At 56.4% G+C, this 18,878-nt stretch carries 14 protein-coding genes; 6 read left to right on the forward strand and 8 right to left on the reverse strand.

Features of this window, described 5'->3' with window-relative positions:
- Window position 1: 1 nt before the first annotated feature.
- The gene (locus LJA86_RS21045; protein ID WP_048226415.1) at window positions 2–1,129 is read right to left on the reverse strand and encodes a slipin family protein; all 1,128 of its coding nucleotides are present in this window, start codon (window positions 1,127–1,129) and stop codon (window positions 2–4) included.
- 442 nt (window positions 1,130–1,571) lie between these two features.
- On the opposite strand from LJA86_RS21045, the gene rtcR reads away from it, so the two are divergent.
- The 3 genes from rtcR (at window position 1,572) to LJA86_RS21060 (ending at window position 4,519) form a co-directional block, all read left to right on the forward strand.
- On the forward strand, window positions 1,572–3,146 hold the full coding sequence (rtcR, locus tag LJA86_RS21050) for an RNA repair transcriptional activator RtcR (RefSeq protein WP_048030173.1): 1,575 nt from the start codon (window positions 1,572–1,574) through the stop codon (window positions 3,144–3,146).
- A 105-nt stretch (window positions 3,147–3,251) separates the two neighbouring features.
- Window positions 3,252–4,196, forward strand: coding sequence for a ketopantoate/pantoate/pantothenate transporter PanS (gene panS, locus LJA86_RS21055; RefSeq protein WP_045909140.1), 945 nt, complete (start codon window positions 3,252–3,254; stop codon window positions 4,194–4,196).
- Window positions 4,197–4,246: 50 nt separating this feature from the next.
- Window positions 4,247–4,519 carry a DUF3811 domain-containing protein gene (locus tag LJA86_RS21060; protein ID WP_014830263.1) on the forward strand — a complete coding sequence of 91 codons (273 nt, stop codon included), beginning with the start codon at window positions 4,247–4,249 and terminating at the stop codon, window positions 4,517–4,519.
- Here LJA86_RS21060 and rluF read toward each other — a convergent pair whose 3' ends face one another.
- A complete protein-coding gene (rluF, locus tag LJA86_RS21065; protein WP_045352872.1) occupies window positions 4,520–5,392 on the reverse strand; it encodes a 23S rRNA pseudouridine(2604) synthase RluF in 873 nt (290 codons plus the stop codon).
- A gap of 197 nt (window positions 5,393–5,589) precedes the next feature.
- On the opposite strand from rluF, the gene LJA86_RS21070 reads away from it, so the two are divergent.
- Together LJA86_RS21070 and LJA86_RS21075 are read left to right on the forward strand one after the other, a co-directional pair.
- A complete protein-coding gene (locus tag LJA86_RS21070; RefSeq protein ID WP_023293553.1) occupies window positions 5,590–5,892 on the forward strand; it encodes a type II toxin-antitoxin system RelE/ParE family toxin in 303 nt (100 codons plus the stop codon).
- A 6-nt stretch (window positions 5,893–5,898) separates the two neighbouring features.
- A complete protein-coding gene (locus LJA86_RS21075; RefSeq protein ID WP_021242718.1) occupies window positions 5,899–6,186 on the forward strand; it encodes an addiction module antidote protein in 288 nt (95 codons plus the stop codon).
- On the opposite strand, the gene LJA86_RS21080 is transcribed toward LJA86_RS21075, so the two are convergent.
- Window positions 6,183–7,814 (reverse strand): Na/Pi cotransporter family protein, encoded by a 1,632-nt coding sequence (locus LJA86_RS21080; RefSeq protein WP_048226411.1) that lies wholly within the window; start codon window positions 7,812–7,814, stop codon window positions 6,183–6,185. The genes LJA86_RS21075 and LJA86_RS21080 overlap by 4 nt on opposite strands.
- Window positions 7,815–7,930: 116 nt before the next feature.
- A complete protein-coding gene (gene metH / locus LJA86_RS21085; protein WP_229226687.1) occupies window positions 7,931–11,614 on the reverse strand; it encodes a methionine synthase in 3,684 nt (1,227 codons plus the stop codon).
- Between the two features lie 193 nt (window positions 11,615–11,807).
- Between metH and iclR the strand changes: the two genes are divergently transcribed.
- Window positions 11,808–12,638: a glyoxylate bypass operon transcriptional repressor IclR gene (gene iclR / locus LJA86_RS21090; RefSeq protein WP_126534939.1), complete on the forward strand. Its 831-nt coding sequence runs from the start codon at window positions 11,808–11,810 to the stop codon at window positions 12,636–12,638.
- 22 nt (window positions 12,639–12,660) lie between these two features.
- Here the strand turns inward: iclR and aceK are convergent, their stop codons facing one another.
- From aceK to metA, 4 genes are all read right to left on the reverse strand, one after another.
- Entirely contained in the window at window positions 12,661–14,412 is a 1,752-nt protein-coding gene (aceK, locus tag LJA86_RS21095; protein WP_229226688.1) for a bifunctional isocitrate dehydrogenase kinase/phosphatase, read from the reverse strand.
- Window positions 14,413–14,463: 51 nt separating this feature from the next.
- Window positions 14,464–15,768 (reverse strand): isocitrate lyase, encoded by a 1,305-nt coding sequence (aceA, locus tag LJA86_RS21100; RefSeq protein WP_008503407.1) that lies wholly within the window; start codon window positions 15,766–15,768, stop codon window positions 14,464–14,466.
- Window positions 15,769–15,799: 31 nt separating this feature from the next.
- Complete coding sequence (gene aceB / locus LJA86_RS21105; RefSeq protein WP_229226689.1) at window positions 15,800–17,401, reverse strand: malate synthase A; 1,602 nt, start codon at window positions 17,399–17,401, stop codon at window positions 15,800–15,802.
- 270 nt (window positions 17,402–17,671) lie between these two features.
- Window positions 17,672–18,601, reverse strand: coding sequence for a homoserine O-acetyltransferase MetA (metA, locus tag LJA86_RS21110; protein WP_008503405.1), 930 nt, complete (start codon window positions 18,599–18,601; stop codon window positions 17,672–17,674).
- Between the last annotated feature and the right edge of the window lie 277 nt (window positions 18,602–18,878).

Raw genomic sequence — 18,878 nt, forward strand, 5'->3', positions numbered from 1 at the left:
GTTATCCTTTCAGGTTAACAAGGCCGTGTAATACCTGGTCCAGGCCACCAAATACTGAAATTTTGTCGATACGCTCCGCGACCCTTTCCAGGGTTTCCAGCTCTTTTAAACGCAGCGCCACCGGGTTGTTTTCCATCACCTTTGCGGTGTTTAACAGCGATCGTGTCGCCGCCGTTTCTTCACGTCGGCGAATAACATTCGCCTGGGCCGATTTTTCGGCCTCTACCAGACGGGATAAAATCGTTTTCATATCACCAGGTAAAACAATATCTTTTACCCCAAGCGACGCAATTTCCATTCCAAAGGATGACAGGCGGCCTTGCACCTGTTTGCTGACCACCTCGTCAATGATCTGCTTATCTTCCAGTAACTCATCGAGCGTGCGGGTGCCGACCGCCTCACGCAGTGCGAACTGGAGTTCGCGGTACAAATGTTCCAGCGGTTTCGTAAGCTGTCCGCAGGCCTGCAGCACGTCGCTGTAGCGCCAGTTAGCCGCCAGGTTCAGGCGCAGGTTAACTTTGTCCTTCGTCAGGATCTCCTGCCCGCTCACTTCCACCACCTGAAGGCGCGTATCCACTACCTCTGCCTCAACCAGATGGTTAATTTTCCAGTAAGCCGTCAGTCCCGGCGGTAACAGTGCCTGAATTTCTCCGTCGATTTTCACCACCCCGACGTGCCAGGCAGGTACCTGTACGACCAGCATCGCGTCACGCCCTTTTACCGCGCCATTGCGACGCGGCTGCAGAGCAGCATTCATCACGTCCTCCGGCACCCGCACATCACGGGTATCAATTCTTCGCAGGCTCAACGCCGCATCCTGCTGCCAGTACAGACGACGTGTACAAGGCGGCACAATCTCCTGCAATACGCCGTTGTTCGATAACACCCCGATTTCATCCGCAGTAAGATCAACCGCCAGGCAGTAACGTGCCACCCAGTCAGGCTGAAAGCGACGCAGATAATCCGCCAGCGCACCCGGCACCTCGCTGCCGTCCTGGCTCACCACCAGCACGTCGTCAGTATTGAACCAACCCAGACGGTGTTCACCCGCCTCCAGTACCCGGTAATAATCGCCAGCTTTTGCTACCAGTCCTAACTGACCTTTTTTTATCGTGATTTTTTTAGCCATTTTATATTCCTTAAAGTCAGGCGCGGGTGCAGGCACGAAATCACAGGGGAATGCCTTTTCGCCTGCGATCCGGCGCCATTACCGGCGACCTTCATTGGGATTGCTGACTGCGCAATCCCCGTATTTACTTTGATGTTTACAACCAGTTTTCATTGGGAGAATGAATCGGGAATCGAACCCTTCTGTCTGTCATTGGTTGACGGAACGCCCCCGGAAAACAGCCTTGCCGTTCCTGGTGCGCCGACGGGGCCTTAACCCCCAGTGTGCTCAACGTCGTGACGTTATCTGTATTGCCAGAAGCGTGCCAAAAACAAAAATCGCCGTTTTTATTTTTTATTTTATTGATAATTAATGATTTTTTATTTATCAGGCTTTTCATGCATTGCCGTTCGGCTCAACATTTTTTATCCTGTTATATCGACAATTATCTTTCTGGATAAACATGAAGAAGCGGAAGGTGGTAATCGGGGTGCTTGGCACCGTGATGGATAAACGGGGAAAGCGGGCTAATCGCTTTCGCAAATGGCGACCGACCGTCGGGCTGTGCCAACAGCCGGATTTCCCGGTCGACAGGCTGGAGCTGCTACATCAACCGCGAGATCTCGGCATGGCTCAGCAACTGGCGGAAGATATTGTGCTGGTTTCCCCCCACACCGAGGTGCGTCCCAGCACGGTAATCATTGAAGACCCGTGGGATTTCGAAGAGGTTTATGCCGCGTTTCTCGATTTCGCCACCCAGTACACGTTTGATACCGATCACGAAGAGTATTTCGTCCACATCACCACCGGCACGCATGTGGCGCAGATCTGCTGGTTCCTGCTGACGGAAGCCCGCTATCTTCCCGCCAGCCTTTTGCAGACTGGCCCTGCCAGAAAAGAAGCCTCTGCTGAGGAGACTGCAGCCGGAACTTACTCAATTATCGACCTGGATTTAAGCCGCTACACAACCCTTACCAACCGTTTTCAGCGCGAGCAGCAGCAGTCAATCTCATTTCTGAAAGCGGGCATTGATACGCGAAATGCCACCTTTAACACTCTTATCGACAAGATTGAACGCGTGGCGCTACGTTCAACAGCCCCGATCCTGCTGACCGGCCCCACCGGCGCGGGCAAGTCGTTCCTCGCGAACCGCATTTATCAGCTTAAGCAGTCACGCCATCAGGTATCCGGCAAGCTGGTTTCCGTCAACTGCGCGACCCTGCGCGGTGATAACGCCATGTCCACGCTGTTCGGCCATGTGAAAGGAGCCTTTACCGGCGCACTGTCGGCGCGCAGCGGCCTGCTGCGTGAAGCCGATGGCGGCGTCCTTTTCCTCGACGAGATTGCCGAACTAGGCCTGGATGAACAGGCGATGCTGCTCAAAGCCATTGAAGAGAAAACTTTTTTCCCGTTTGGCTCCGATAAAGAAGTTCACAGCGATTTTCAACTTATCGCCGGAACCCACCGTGATATGCGCCAGTGGGTGGCAGAGGGACGTTTTCGTGAGGATCTCTATGCCCGTATTAATATGTGGAGCTTTGCCTTGCCCGGCCTTGCCCAACGGAAAGAGGACATCACGCCGAATGTCGACTACGAACTTCAACGTTTCTCTCGCGAAAGCCAGACGCAAATCCGCTTCGATAAAGAGGCGCGCGAAGGCTATCTGGCCTTTGCCTGTTCCAGCAGGGCGCTGTGGCGGGGCAACTTTCGCGAACTGAGCGCCAGCGTCGCACGCATGGCGACGCTGGCGGAACGAGGGCGTATTACTCAGGATCTGGTGCTGGAGGAGATCTCACGTCTTCAGACCGACTGGCAAACTGACGTGACGCAGCCTGCAACTGACATGGAGATTGACCTCTTTGACCAGCGGCAACTTGAAACGGTGCTGGAGGTATGTCGCCGCAGCGCATCGTTGTCTGAAGCCGGACGTGAGCTGTTTGCCGTTTCACGGCTCAAAAAAGCCAATCCTAACGACGCCGACCGACTGCGCAAATATCTGGCTCGCTTTAGTCTGAGCTGGGAAAGCATCCGGTCATAATTCATTTGAATATTACTTCCTTACGCGATAAACAATAACTATAGCCGGGCTCGATCCCGGCTTTTTATAACAAACACATACAACATTCATCGCAAGGAAATCATTATGTTATCCGCTATTACGCGGCTGTTCCCGTTATGGGCGCTGCTGCTCTCCGTACTCGCGTATTACACGCCCACCACGTTCACCGGTATTGGTCCGTGGGTCACCACGCTGCTGATGCTGATCATGTTCGGTATGGGCGTGCATCTGAAAGTCGACGACTTCAAACGCGTGCTGTCTCGCCCTGCGCCTGTCGCGGCAGGAATATTTCTGCACTACCTGGTGATGCCGCTCGCGGCGTGGCTACTGGCGATGGCCTTTAAGATGCCGCCCGACCTTTCCGCCGGGATGGTGCTGGTGGGCAGCGTGGCCAGCGGCACGGCGTCCAACGTCATGATCTATCTGGCGAAAGGCGACGTGGCGCTCTCCGTCACTATCTCGTCCGTCTCCACGCTGGTGGGCGTGATTGCCACGCCGCTGTTAACCCGCCTGTACGTAGATGCGCATATTCAGGTGGACGTGATGGGCATGCTGCTGAGCATTCTGCAAATCGTGGTGATCCCGATTGCGCTGGGGCTGGTCATTCACCATCTTTTCCCGCGCGTGGTGAAGGCCGTTGAGCCATACCTACCCGCATTTTCGATGGTCTGTATTCTGGCCATCATCAGCGCCGTGGTGGCGGGCTCCGCCTCGCACATTGCTTCCGTAGGCTTTGTGGTGATCGTCGCGGTGGTGCTGCATAACACCATTGGCCTGCTGGGCGGCTACTGGGGCGGGAAACTGTTTGGCTTCGACGAATCGACCTGCCGCACGCTGGCAATCGAGGTAGGGATGCAGAACTCCGGCCTGGCGGCGGCGCTCGGTAAAATCTACTTCTCGCCGCTGGCGGCCCTGCCGGGTGCGCTGTTCTCCGTCTGGCATAACCTCTCCGGCTCGCTGCTGGCGGGATACTGGTCCGGCAAACCGATTGAGGAACAAACGAAAAAAGATGCGGTGAAGCAGGGTTAATTGACTCAGCTTGCTTTACACTGAAGCCTCTCTCTCAGGAGGCTTCAGCAATGGCGACACCACGTTTGACCCAGAAAGACATGACGGAAGCCGAGCAGCGCGAACTGAAAACGCTTCTCGACCGCGCCCGCATCGCGCATGGCCGTACGCTGACCAACGCCGAAACCAATCAGGTGAAAAAAGAGTACATCGACAAACTGATGGCGCAGCGTGACGCCGAGGCGAAAAAAGCCCGCAAATTGAAAAAGCAGCAGGCTTACAAGCCGGATACTGAAACGACCTTTTCCTGGTCGGCCAATACCTCTACTCGTGGAAGGCGCTAGCTAGCGCCCTTTCTTTTTACGGCCCGGCTGGGTAAATCGCTTCCCGTTACCCGGTTTGCCGCGTCCTTTCTCTTCCGCCTGCGGCGCCTTCACGACCGGACGTTTAATCGCCTGGGTTTTCGGTTTGGCTTTGGCCTTCGGCTTCGCTTCGGACGAGGAATTCTCGATAAGCCTGAACAGCTCGATCAGTTCGTCGTCCGTTAAGTCGCGCCATTCGCCCAGCGGAATGCCGGACAGGCTGACGTTCATGATGCGCGTGCGCTCCAGCTTCGTCACTTCATAACCGAAGTACTCGCACATGCGGCGGATCTGGCGGTTTAAGCCCTGCACCAGGGTAATGCGGAACGCGAACGGCGCTTCTTTCTTCACCTTACACTTTTTCGTGACGGTACCGAGGATCGGCACACCGGCGCCCATGCCGCGAATAAAGTCGTCCGTGACCGGCTTATTCACCGTCACAATGTACTCTTTTTCGTGATCGTTACCGGCACGCAGGATCTTGTTGACCAGATCGCCGTGGTTGGTGAGGAAAATCAGCCCCTGAGAGTCTTTATCCAGACGGCCAATCGGGAAGATACGGCTGCTGTGGTTCACGAAATCAACGATGTTGTCCCGCTCACCGTCTTCCGTGGTGCTGACAATTCCAACCGGTTTGTTCAACGCGATAAACACCAGGTCTTCGGCATCACGCGGTTCGATGAGCTGACCATTCACTTTAACCACGTCGCCAGGCATGACCTGGTCACCAATCGTGGCGCGCTTGCCGTTGAGGAACACATTACCTTGTTCAATGTAACGGTCCGCCTCGCGACGTGAGCAGATCCCGCTCTCGCTAATGTATTTGTTTAATCGGGTTGATTGAGTTGGCAGCATAGTTTCTCCTGTGAAGGGCGAAATATACCTTAGGTATGGACTGGAAAAAAAGATTAGCCGACGGTAACTGAGACGGGTTTTTTAGTTTGCGAGACGCTTTCAGGATTTTGCATTCTGTCATTTACCCATGTGTTCAAGCCTTTTAGTTTTACTCTCCATGGAGAAGTGTTTGTAGTTTATAAATCACAGGGAGTAATATGAAGGAGATTGTTCAGACAGAATCCTTCCGACGCTGGGAGCAAAACTTAAAAGATCGACGAGCGAAGACCATTATCGCTTCCCGCCTCTTTCGGTTGGCAAATGGCTTAGCGGGCGACGTTAAACCCGTGGGAGAAGGTATAAGTGAGCTAAGGATCCACTTTGGTCCGGGCTACAGAATCTATTTTAAAGACCAGGGCAATTACATCATCGTGCTGTTATGTGGTGGTGACAAAAGCAGCCAGGCCAGAGACATACTGATGGCAAAAATGCTGAGCAATGTATCCCAATGGCAGGAGTGAATGAGCATGCATAAATTAACACCTTACGATCCCGCCAACGCGTTGGTGGATGACGAGGAAATCGCCGTGTTTATCGCTGATGCACTAGAAACAGGCGACTCGACATATATCGCTAAAGCCCTTGGTGTTGTCGCGCGAGCCAAAGGCATGTCGAACATTTCACAGCAAACCGGTTTATCACGTGAGCAGCTTTATCGGTCATTCAGTGATAAAGGAAACCCAACGCTCAAAACCACGCTCGCGGTCATGAAAGCATTGGGTTTTGGGCTAACACTCAAACACGCCGGGGATTAATACTCATCCCGCTGGTCATCTTCATCCGGCTGTTCCATCACGCTGTAGGCCACCGCGCAGAACAACGAGTTAAGGCGCTTCATATCCCCCAGCAGTCCCAGGTGGAGTGAGCTGGTTTCGATACTTTGCACGTTTTGCTGATGCAGACGCTCAACGTGGGCGTGCGAGTAGCGGCGGTTAAGAATGCGGAATCGATGCTTGTTACGGCGCAGGCGGCGCGCGCTCGGGACGTCGCTGGAAAAGAAGACCAGCATCGCCAGCTTCAGATTACTAACCAGCTGCTCGTGCAGCGCTTCCAGCTCCTTCAGACCTTCAACGGAGAACGCCCGGCGTGCGGCCAGGGATTTATCGGCGATCTCGCTGCCCATGCGCTCAACGATATCGGAGGCCTGCTCAAGGTTGAGCGACATCTCAATGATTTCCGCCCAGCGGCGGGACTCCTCCTCCGCCAGCTCGTCCTGCGGCATGCGCGCCAGGTAGAGCTTAATGGCGGTATAGAGCACGTTGATATCGTCCGCCAGTCTGCGCAGCTCTTTCTCCTCCCGCGGCTCGCCGTGCATTACCTTTTGCAGGCCTTCGAGCATGGTCTCCATCGCGTCGCCCATGCGCAGCGTCTCGCGCGCGGCATTCGCCAGCGCCAGCGCCGGGGTGTCCAGCGCGGAGGTATCCAGGTGCTTCGGCTTCAGGCGCGCATCCAGCTCCGGTTCGTCCTGAATGAGTCGTTCGCAGAAGCGGGCCATCGACCCGGCAAAAGGGATCATCGCCAGGCAGCGCACCAGGTTGTAGAACACGTGGAAATAGATCACCAGCTCCGCCTTCGGCAGCGGGAGGTTGTCCATCAGGTTCGCCAGCGGATGGATAAAGGGCAGGATAATCAGGCTGCCCACCAGCTTAAACAGCAGGCTACCGAGTGCCACGCGGCGGGCGGCAGCATTGGCGGCGCTGTTATTGAGCATCGCCAGCAGGCCAGAGCCGAGGTTGGCACCGATCACCAGACACAGCGCGACCGGGAAGGAGATCGCCCCGGCGGCGGTGAGCGTGGCCGTCAGCAGCACGGCGGCCAGGCTGGAGTAGCTGACGATGGCAAACACCGCGCCAATCAGCGCGTCGAGCATGATGTCCCCGGTCAGGGAAGCGAAGATGACCTGAACGCCGTTGGCCTCGGTAATCGGGGTGACCGCCTGCACAATCAGCTCCAGCGCCAGCAGAATCAGCCCCAGGCCAATGCCCACGCGTCCAAGCTGGCCGGCCCGCGTCTGTTTGCGGCCGAGGAAGAAGATGACGCCGACAAAAATCAGCAGCGGCGACAGCCAGGAGAGGTCAAACGTCAGGATACGCGCCATCAGCGCGGTACCCACATCAGCCCCAAGCACAATGACCAGCGCCGGGGCCAGCGCCACCAGATCCTGCGCCACAAAGGAGGTGACAAGCAGAGTTGTGGCGTTGCTGCTCTGAACCAGTGCCGTTACGCCAATGCCCGCGCAGAAGGCGAGCGGCTTCTTCTCAACGCTGCTGCTGAGAACGGTACGTAAACGGGCGCCAAAAACGCGCATCACGCCGGTACGGACGATATGGGTGCCCCATACGAGCAGTGCAACTGCAGAGAGCAGATGTAACAGGGTCAGCACGGAAGGTTTTCCTCCTTATCATTATTCGTTTTCCATAGGTTCAGTATAAGGGTTTAAGCGTAAGAAAGAGACAAGGCACCCTTGAGGTGCCCTGTTTGTTGTAAGGAAAAGTGACGTTAGTCGGCGTCGTAGCCTAAGTTCGGGGCCAGCCAGCGCTCGACTTCTGATACGCTCATCCCTTTGCGCAGGGCATAATCTTCAATCTGATCGCGCTGCAGCTGCGCCACGGCAAAGTACTTGCTGTCCGGATGACTGAAGTACCAACCTGAAACTGACGCACCCGGCCACATGGCGAACGACTCGGTGAGCTTCATCCCGGTATGGGCTTCGACATCCAGCAGTTGCCAGATCGTGCCCTTTTCGGTGTGCTCCGGGCAGGCCGGATAGCCCGGTGCCGGACGAATCCCCTGGTAGTTTTCACGGATCAGCTCCTCGTTGCTGAGGTTTTCATTCGCCGCGTAGCCCCAGTGCACCTTACGCACGCGCTCGTGCAGGTACTCGGCGAAGGCTTCAGCCAGGCGGTCGGCGATCGCTTTCACCATGATTTTATTGTAATCGTCGTGCTGCGCTTCGAACGCGTCCGCCAGGGCATCTTCTTCCAGACCGCCGGTCACGGCAAAGGCGCCAATATAGTCGGCTTTACCGCTCAGCTTCGGCGCGACAAAATCGGCCAGGCAGTAGTTGGCAAAGCCCACTTTCTCGGTTTGCTGACGCAGATGGCGGCTGACCGCCAGTACATGAGTGCGGGTTTCATCGCGGTAAATTTCGATGTCGTCACCCACACGGTTAGCCGGGAAAAGGCCCACGACGCCGCGCGGGTTAAGGGTTTTCTCCGCACTCAGCCTGTCGAGCATATCGTTGGCATCTTTAAACAGGCGTTTCGCCTCCTCGCCAACCACCTCATCTTCCAGGATGCGCGGATATTTGCCCGCCAGCGACCAGGTCATAAAGAACGGCGTCCAGTCGATGTAGTTGCGCAGCATTTCGATGCTGGCGCTGACCTCCTGAACGCCCAGGCGATGCGCGACCGGTGGCGTATAGCTCGACCAGTCAAACGCCAGATCGTTATCACGCGCCGCCTGGAGTGAAACTGGCGGGGTGCGCGGTTTCTTGCGCCCGTGCTGGATGCGAACGGTTTCGTACTCTTTGCGGGTGCGCTCGACAAACTCGTCGCGCTGGGTGTCAGAGAGCAGCGCGGAGACCACGCCCACCGTGCGCGAGGCGTTCTGCACGTAGACCGTCGGCCCGCTGTAGTTCTGCTCGATTTTCACTGCCGTGTGCGCTTTAGAAGTGGTCGCGCCGCCAATCAGCAGCGGAATGGTGAAGCCCTGACGCTCCATCTCCTTCGCCACGTTAACCATCTCGTCCAGCGACGGGGTGATCAGCCCGGAGAGGCCAATCAAATCGGCATTCACTTCGCGCGCGGTCTTGAGGATTTTATCCGCCGGGACCATCACGCCGAGGTCGATAATCTCGTAGTTATTACACTGCAGCACCACGCCGACGATATTCTTGCCGATGTCGTGCACGTCGCCTTTGACGGTGGCGATGACCATCTTGCCGTTGCTGGAGCCTTTCTCTTTGCTGGCCTCGATAAACGGCTCCAGGTACGCCACGGCCTGCTTCATCACGCGGGCGGATTTCACCACCTGCGGCAGGAACATTTTGCCCTCACCGAACAGATCGCCCACCACGTTCATGCCGTCCATCAGCGGCCCTTCGATCACTTCAATCGGGCGGGCTGACTGCTGACGCGCCTCTTCGGTGTCCTGCTCGATAAACTCGGTGATGCCTTTTACCAGCGAATATTCCAGACGCTTTTTCACGTCCCAGGCACGCCACTCGGCCTGCTGAACGTTGGCTGCGTCATCCGACTTGCTGCCGCGGTATTTCTCCGCCAGGTCCAGCAGCCGTTCGGTGGCGTCGTCGCGGCGGTTAAGGATCACGTCCTCTACGGCATCGCGCAGCTCGGCAGGCAGGTCGTCGTAAATCGCCAGCTGGCCGGCGTTAACGATCCCCATGTCCATCCCGTTGCGGATGGCGTAGTAGAGGAACACGGCGTGGATCGCTTCACGCACCGGGTCGTTACCGCGGAACGAGAACGAGACGTTCGACACGCCGCCGGAGATGAGGGCATGCGGCAGCTCGCGCTTAATGTCCTCGCACGCGCCGATAAAGTCCTGGGCGTAGTTATTGTGCTCTTCGATGCCGGTCGCCACGGCGAAGATGTTCGGGTCAAAGATGATGTCTTCCGGCGGGAAGCCCACCTCTTCGGTCAGTATTTTGTACGCGCGGCGGCAAATCTCAATTTTACGCGCGCGGGTATCGGCCTGGCCCACTTCGTCGAAGGCCATGACCACCACGGCGGCACCGTAGCGGCGGACCCTCTTCGCGTGGTGGATGAAGACATCAACGCCCTCTTTCATGGAGATGGAGTTGACGATGCCTTTACCCTGAATGCACTTCAGCCCCTTCTCGATCACGTCCCATTTGGAGGAGTCGATCATGATCGGCACGCGGGCGATGTCCGGCTCACCGGCAATCAGGTTGAGGAAACGCACCATCGCTGCTTCGGCGTCGAGCATCCCCTCATCCATGTTAATATCGATTATCTGCGCGCCGCTTTCCACCTGCTGGCGGGCAACGTCCAGCGCTTCGCTGTACTTCTCTTCTTTGATCAGGCGTTTAAACTTCGCGGAACCGGTGACGTTCGTACGCTCACCCACGTTCACAAACAGGCTGTCTTCACCAATGGTCAACGGCTCAAGGCCGGAGAGGCGACAGGCAACCGGCAGCTCGGGCAGCCTGCGCGGCGGCAGCCCGGCGACGGCATTACTCATGGCGGCGATATGTTTCGGCGTGGTGCCGCAGCAGCCGCCGACGATGTTCAGAAATCCAGACTCGGCCCACTCGCGGATTTGTGCCGCCATGGTGTCGGCATCCAGATCGTATTCACCGAAGGCGTTTGGCAGACCGGCGTTCGGGTGCGCGGTGACGTAGCATTCCGCGATGCGCGACAGCTCCTGTACGTACTGGCGCAGTTCATCCGGACCCAGCGCGCAGTTCAGGCCGAAGGAGAGCGCGTCGGCGTGGCGCAGGGAGTTATAAAACGCTTCGGTGGTCTGGCCGGACAGGGTACGGCCAGAGGCGTCGGTGATGGTGCCGGAAATCATGATCGGCAGGTCAACGCCCAGCGCCTCGAACTCCTCTTTCACCGCGTAAATTGCGGCCTTGGCGTTGAGGGTATCGAAGACGGTTTCAATCAGGATCAGATCGGAACCGCCTTCCACCAGCGCTTTGGTCGATTCCCGGTAGGCCGCAACCAGCTGGTCAAAGGTGATATTACGAAACGCCGGGTCGTTGACGTCCGGTGAAATCGACGCGGTGCGGTTCGTCGGGCCAAGCACCCCGGCAACGTAGCGCGGTTTATCCGGCGTGCGGGCCGTCCACTCGTCGGCGCAGGCGCGCGCCAGCTTCGCGGCTTCAAAGTTGATTTCCGCCGACAGGGATTCCATCTGGTAATCCGCCATGGCGATGGTTGTCGAGTTAAAGGTGTTGGTTTCAACTATATCCGTACCCGCTTCGAAGTAGGCGTTGTGGATATCTTTAATCACGGACGGCTTGCTGAGCACCAGCAGGTCGTTGTTCCCTTTCAGGTCGCAGGGCCAGTCGGCGAAGCGTTCGCCGCGGAAATCATCTTCACTCAGGCGATAGCCCTGGATCATGGTGCCCATGCCGCCGTCCAGCACCAGAATTCGTTCATTTAACTGCGCACGCAGTTGCTCTACTTTGCTGCTCACACTTGCTCCCGACAACGCTCAACAAGGCCAAAAGGCTGCGTTCCATACTGGCACAATCTCGCAGGGTGGAAAAGCCGCTCAGCGGTAACATGAGACATGTTCACCATCACTCCTCCGATCAGTCAGGATAACGGTTGCAAATTCACCAAATAAAACGAAAATGATTTCCACGATACAGAAAAAGGAGATCGTCATGGTCGCGACCGTTCCCGCTAAACGCGGCAGAAAACCTGCTGCCACCACCGCCGCCGCACAACAGGGCGGACAGGTTCAATCGCTCACGCGCGGTCTGAAGCTGCTGGAGTGGATAGCCGAGTCGCACAGCAGCGTGGCCCTGACGGAGCTGGCCCAGCAGGCTGGCCTGCCGAACTCCACAACACACCGCCTGCTGACCACCATGCAGCAGCTGGGTTTTGTCCGCCAGGTCGGCGAGCTGGGGCACTGGGCGGTGGGCGCGCATGCGTTTATCGTTGGCAGCAGCTTCCTGCAGAGCCGCAACCTGCTGGCGATTGTGCATCCGATTCTGCGCAAGCTAATGGAGGAGTCCGGTGAGACCGTAAACCTGGCCGTGCTGGACCAGAGCGATCACCAGGCGATTATCATCGACCAGGTACAGTGCACGCAGCTGATGCGCATGTCCGCGCCGATTGGCGGTAAGCTGCCAATGCACGCGTCCGGGGCGGGGAAAGCATTTCTCTCGCAGCTTAGCGAGGAACAGGTGACAGGGCTGCTGCACCGTAAAGGGCTGCACGCCTATACCCACGCCACGCTGGTGTCACCCGTCCATCTGAAAGAAGATCTGGCCCTGACCCGCAAGCGCGGCTATTCGTTTGACGACGAGGAGCACGCCCTCGGCCTGCGCTGTATCGCAGCCTGTATTTTTGACGAGCACCGCGAGCCGTTTGCCGCCATCTCTATCTCCGGGCCGATTTCGCGTATGACCGACGATCGGGTCACTGAGCTGGGTGCGCTGGTGATTAAGGCGGCGAAAGAGGTCACGCTGGCGTACGGTGGGATTCGTTAAAATTGAGTGCAGCCTGATGCCCTCACCCCGGCCCTCTCCCACAGGGAGAGGGAGAAAAGCGGATGCAAAACCGCTGCTTGCGGCGGTATGCATACACATCTTCGACATGCCCATTTTTGATCCGCGTTTGCAGTCCGCGCCAGTAACTGGCGCGAAACAGATCGGCATGCATCTCTTCGAATAGCGGCCCGATACGCGGATCGGCGCACAGCCAGTGGCGAAACTCTTCGGGAAACACATCGCCCGGCGAAACGCTGTACCACGGCTCGCTGGAAAGCTCATCTTCCGGGTAGCGGGGCGGTGGGATATCGCGGAAGTTCACCTCGGTCATGTAGCAAATTTCGTCGTAATCGTAGAACACCACCCGACCGTGACGGGTGACGCCGAAGTTTTTAAACAGCATATCGCCCGGGAAGATGTTGGCGGCGGCAAGCTGGCGAATCGCGTTGCCGTACTCTTCAATCGCATCTCTTAAAGCCTGACCGTCGGACTGCTCCAGCCAGATATTCAGCGGCACCATGCGTCGTTCAATGTAGAGATGGCTAATGACGATCTTGTCACCAAGATCGGTGATTTTGGCAGGTGCTTCGTGCAGTAAAAGCGCCATGAGTGCCGGATCGATCTGCTGCTTATCCAGCACAAAGTTTTCGAATTCCTGTGTATCCGCCATGCGCCCGACGCGGTCATGCTCCTTAACCAGCTGGTAGCAGGCGCGGACGTGCGCGGCGGTCATCTCTTTCTGCGGCGCGAATCTGTCCTTAATCACCTTAAAGACCCGGTCAAAGCCCGGCAGCGTAAACACCAGCATCACCATGCCGCGAATGCCGGGCGCTTCGATAAACTGCTCATCAGCGGTAGTGACATAACGCAGGTATTCCCGGTAGCTTTCCGTTTTAGCGTGCTTCTGGCAGCCAATAGCCATATACAGCTCGGCGGTGGTTTTGCCCGGCAGGATCTCGCGCAGCCACTCCACCAGCGCGGCAGGTAACGGGGCATAGACCATAAAATAGGAACGGGCGAAGCCAAACACGATGCTGGCCTCGGCGCTGGTGGTCAGGCAGGTATCGACAAACAGTTCCCCGCCGTCGGTGCGGTGAATGGGCAGCAGAAACGGCACAATGGCCGTCGGCGTAACCAGTTTGCCCACCAGCCAGGCCGCTTTATTGCGGTAGAAAAGCTCGTTGGCCACCTGCAAATGGCTGTGGCTGAGCACCTCCGCGCCGAAAGCTTCCTTGAGATGGGCGTGGATATACCCGATATCCCGGGTTTTATTCTCCCAGGGCAGGCGCAGCGGCAGATCCGTCAGCACGCGGTGCAGGAGCTTTTCCCATCCGCGATCGGGGAAGAAATCTTTCGCCAGCGGACGCGGAATGGTACGAAAGCGTCGCTCGGGCTGGGAACTGAAGATAAATAACCGCTCAGGAGATAATGAGCGGTGGTCAAATAACCGGCAATAGACGGAGTTGAAAAAGCTCTCCGCAATCTCGAAGCGCGGGTAGTCGGGTAACAAATGGGTGTAATGCTCTTTTACGCGCAGTAAAAATTCCGCGTCCGGACTTTTACCGTCGGTAATACAGCGCAACTGCTCCACCACCAGACCCACGTGGTGGTCATAAAGATGGATACGCTGCTTCATGGCCTGCTGAACCGCATGCCAGTCTGCGTGTTCGAAGCGCTGCTGCGCGCCGGAGGTCACTTCAAGAAAACGACCATACTGGGCATCGAAGCCCTGCAAAATAGTTTGGGCAATCAGTAATTCCAGGCCACGCGACATATATTCCCCCTCACCACCAACCCTCTCCCCAGGGGGGAGAGGGGGAAAAGATTAGAACTGTGCTTCTTCCGTTGAACCCGTCAAGGCGGTGACGGAGGAGGTGCCGCCCTGAATAATCGTGGTCACATTATCAAAGTAGCCGGTGCCCACTTCCTGCTGGTGAGAGACGAAGGTGTAGCCATCTTTGCCCGCCGCAAATTCTGGCTGCTGCACCTTCTCAACGTAGTGCTTCATGCCCTCACCCTGCGCATAGGCGTGCGCCAGGTCGAACATGTTGAACCACATGCTGTGGATGCCTGCCAGAGTAATGAACTGGTATTTGTAGCCCATGTCGGACAACTGCTGCTGGAAGCTGGCGATCGTTTTGTCATCCAGCTTTTTCTGCCAGTTGAAGGACGGCGAGCAGTTGTAGGCCAGCAGTTTGCCCGGGTACTTCGCATGAATGGCATCAGCAAAGCGTTTTGCCAGCGCCAGATCCGGCGTGGACGTTTCACACCAGACCAGATCCGCGTACGGCGCGTACGCCAGACCGCGGCTGATCGCCTGCTCGATACCCGCGTGGGTACGATAGAAACCTTCACTGGTACGCTCGCCGGTGATGAACTCGCTGTCGTACGGATCGCAGTCAGAGGTGATCAGGTCCGCCGCGTCCGCATCGGTACGGGCAATCACCAGCGTCGGCACGCCGAGCACGTCAGCAGCCAGACGCGCGGCAACCAGCTTCTGCACGGCTTCCTGTGTGGGAACCAGCACCTTACCGCCCATATGTCCGCACTTCTTCACTGACGCCAGCTGATCTTCGAAGTGAACGGCCGCTGCACCGGCTTCAATCATCGATTTCATCAGCTCAAAGGCGTTCAGCACGCCGCCGAAGCCCGCTTCCGCATCTGCAACGATCGGCAGGAAATAGTCAATAAAGCGCGGATCGTTAGGCTCGATGCCCGCCGCCCACTGGATCTGATCCGCTCGACGGAAGGTGTTGTTGATCCGATCCACAACCGACGGCACGGAGTTAGCCGGATAGAGCGACTGATCCGGGTACATGCTGGAGGCCAGGTTGGCGTCCGCCGCCACCTGCCAGCCGGAGAGGTAAATCGCCTCAATACCGGCCTTCGCCTGCTGCAGGGCCTGACCGCCGGTCAGCGCACCGAGGCTGTTGATGTAGCCTTTTTTGGAACCACCGTGCAGCAGCTTCCACATTTTTGCCGCGCCATTTTGCGCCAGCGTGCATTCCGGATTGACCGAGCCGCGTAATTTCACCACGTCCTCCGCGCTGTACGGACGGCGGATGCCTTCCCAGCGAGGTTGTGTCCACTCTTTCTTTAATTCTTCGATTTGTTGGGTACGGGTTTTCATGTGCAGATGCTCCATATTGTTATGTGGTGAGTTACGCCAGGAAGCGGTAGCCCGGCAGGGTCAGGAAGTCGATTAAGTCATCTGATGTGGTGATTTGCTCCATCAGGCGCGCAGCGTCGTCAAAGCGTCCGCTGCTAAAGCGGTGTTCGCCCAGCTCGTCCTGGATCACCCGCATCTCTTCGGCCAGCATCTGGCGGAACAGGGATTTGGTCACCGGCTTGCCGTTGCTGAGCGTTTTTTGATGGTGGATCCACTGCCAGATAGAGGTACGTGAGATCTCCGCCGTCGCAGCATCTTCCATCAGGCCGTAGATCGGCACGCAGCCGTTGCCGGAGATCCACGCTTCGATGTACTGCACCGCAACGCGGATATTGGCCCGCATCCCCTCTTCCGTCCGTTCGCCCGCGCACGGGGCCAGCAGCTGTTCTTCAGCCGTTGGGGCATCGTCTTCACGCGTGACAAACAGCTGGTTTTTATTGTCGCCAAGCACGCGGTTGAAGACGTCCATCGCCGTATCGGCCAGACCCGGATGCGCGATCCACGTCCCGTCATGGCCGTTACGTGCTTCAAGCTCTTTGTCGGCTTTCACCTTGTTGAGCACCTGATTGTTGCGCTCGGCATCTTTGCTCGGGATAAAGGCCGCCATGCCGCCCATCGCGAAGGCACCGCGCTTGTGGCAGGTTTTGATCAGCAGACGCGAGTAGGCGCTCAGGAACGGTTTATCCATGGTCACGACCTGGCGATCCGGCAGTACGCGATCGGGATAGTTTTTCAGCGTTTTGATGTAGCTGAAAATATAGTCCCAGCGTCCGCAGTTCAGGCCGACAATGTGGTCACGCAGAGCGTGCAGAATTTCATTCATCTGGAACACGGCAGGCAGCGTTTCAATCAACAGGGTGGCTTTGATAGTGCCGCGTGGCAGGTTGAAACGATCTTCCGCATAGCTGAAGACTTCGCTCCACCAGGCCGCTTCCTGCCAGGCCTGCGTTTTAGGCAGATAGAAATATGGGCCGCTGCCCTTCGCCAGCAGGGATTTGTAGTTGTGGAAGAAATAGAGCGCAAAATCAAACAGACTTCCCGGAATGGCTTCACCACGCCAGGTGACATGTTTTTCGGGCAGGTGCAGCCCGCGCACGCGACAGATCAGTACCGCCGGGTTCGGTTTAAGCTGGTATATTTTGCCGCCTTCGTTGGTATAGCTGATGGTGCCGTTTACGGCGTCGCGCAGGTTGATCTGTCCGTCGATGACCTTACGCCAGTCCGGCGCCAGCGAGTCTTCAAAATCGGCCATAAAGACCTTAACGTTGGCGTTCATGGCGTTGATCACCATTTTGCGCTCTACCGGACCGGTGATCTCGACGCGGCGATCCTGTAAATCTTCAGGGATGCCGCGGATTTTCCACTCGCCACGACGAATGGAAGCGGTTTCCGAAATGAAACCAGGCAACTTGCCGTTATCAATTTCCTGCTGCTGATGAATACGTGCTGCCAGCAGCTTATTGCGCTGCGGCGTAAAACGGGTCACCAGTTCAGTCAGAAATTCTACCGCTTCTGCCGTCAAAACTTGCTGTTCTTGCTCGCCATACGGCTGGGTAAAGGCCAGTTCATCGACCGTCGTTGCCTGTTGAGTCATTACTCTGCTCCTCATCAAAGATCCAAAATCACGCTCCCGATGCGAACGAAAGATCGTTGGGTAGTTTTCGCTCAGCAGAATTAAGACTATCTCTATTTTTTCTAAAATCAAAAACAATTTCCATTTTAATTATAAATTGCAATTAATTGATTGATTTTATTGAAATTAAAGTTTTAAAGAATGATGAGTGACATTTCGGAAATAAAAAAGGCACCCGAAGGTGCCTGATTTGAATAGCTGAAACGCTTTAGGATCGTTTAGTGCAGACGATTACTCCAGCGTTGGATTCATGTGACGCAGATCGTATGGCGTTATCTGGTAGACGTAATAGTTGAGCCAGTTAGTAAAAAGCAAATTCCCGTGGCTGCGCCAGGTCGCTCTCGGTTTGTTTTGCGGATCGTCTTTCGGGAAATAGTTGTACGGGACATCCGGGTTCAGACCCGCTTCGACATCACGGAAATATTCTGACGCAAGGGTGTGCGGATCGTACTCAGGATGTCCGGTCACAAAGGCAATGCGCTTATCTTTACTGGCAAACAGGTAAGCGTCTCCATCTTCCGTTTCGGCCAGAATCTCCAGATCGGTGTAATCACGAATCAGCTGGGCCGGGAAGTCAGCGTAGCGAGAATGCGGAGCCAGGAAAGAATCATCAAACCCGCGCGTCAGCAACGCATGGGGATGGAGAATATGGTGTTCGTATACGCCGGAGAGCTTTTCAGTGCGGGTTTGCTTGGGGATGCCATAGAGAATATTCAGTGCGGCTTGTACCGCCCAACAGACAAACAGCGTGGACGTGACGTGATCTTTTGCCCACTCCAGAACCTGTTTGATCTGCGGCCAGTAAGCGACATCGTTAAATTCCACCAGGCCCAGCGGCGCGCCGGTCACAATCAGACCGTCGAAGTTTTCACCCTGAATGTCATCGAAGTTGCAGTAGAAGTTGTTCAGATGCTCAGAAGGCGTATTGCGTGACTCACGGGCGTCGATTCGCAGCAGTTGAATATCGACCTGCAGCGGGGAGTTCGACAGCAGACGCAGGAACTGGTTTTCTGTTTCGATCTTTTTGGGCATCAGATTGAGAATAAGCACCTTCAGCGGGCGAATTTCCTGACCTGTCGCACGTGAAGTCGTCATCACAAAGACATTTTCTTCACGCAAGAAATTGACGGCTGGTAGCTCGTCCTGCACCCGAATCGGCATAGCTTTGTATCCTCACAGCATACGTATAAACGTTTAGACATCCAGACAGCTAACGATACCCAGAAATGGTTTGAATGTCGAGTCTGCAAGCAGAAGGTGAGAAAGTTTCAAGGAGAGGATGGTGCGGTCTGCCATGCCCGGTGGCGCTGCGCTTACCGGGCCTGCAGGTTTTGTAGGCCGGATAAGGCGAAGCCGTCATCCGGCATGTTTTCTGGCGTGCAAAGCAAAAAACCCCGCACCTTCCGGTACGGGGTTCTTCTTAATTGATGCCTGGCAG

It is taken from the genome of Enterobacter sp. TCD1-1 (genome assembly GCF_020567405.1).
Classification (GTDB): Bacteria; Pseudomonadota; Gammaproteobacteria; order Enterobacterales; family Enterobacteriaceae; genus Enterobacter; species Enterobacter quasiroggenkampii.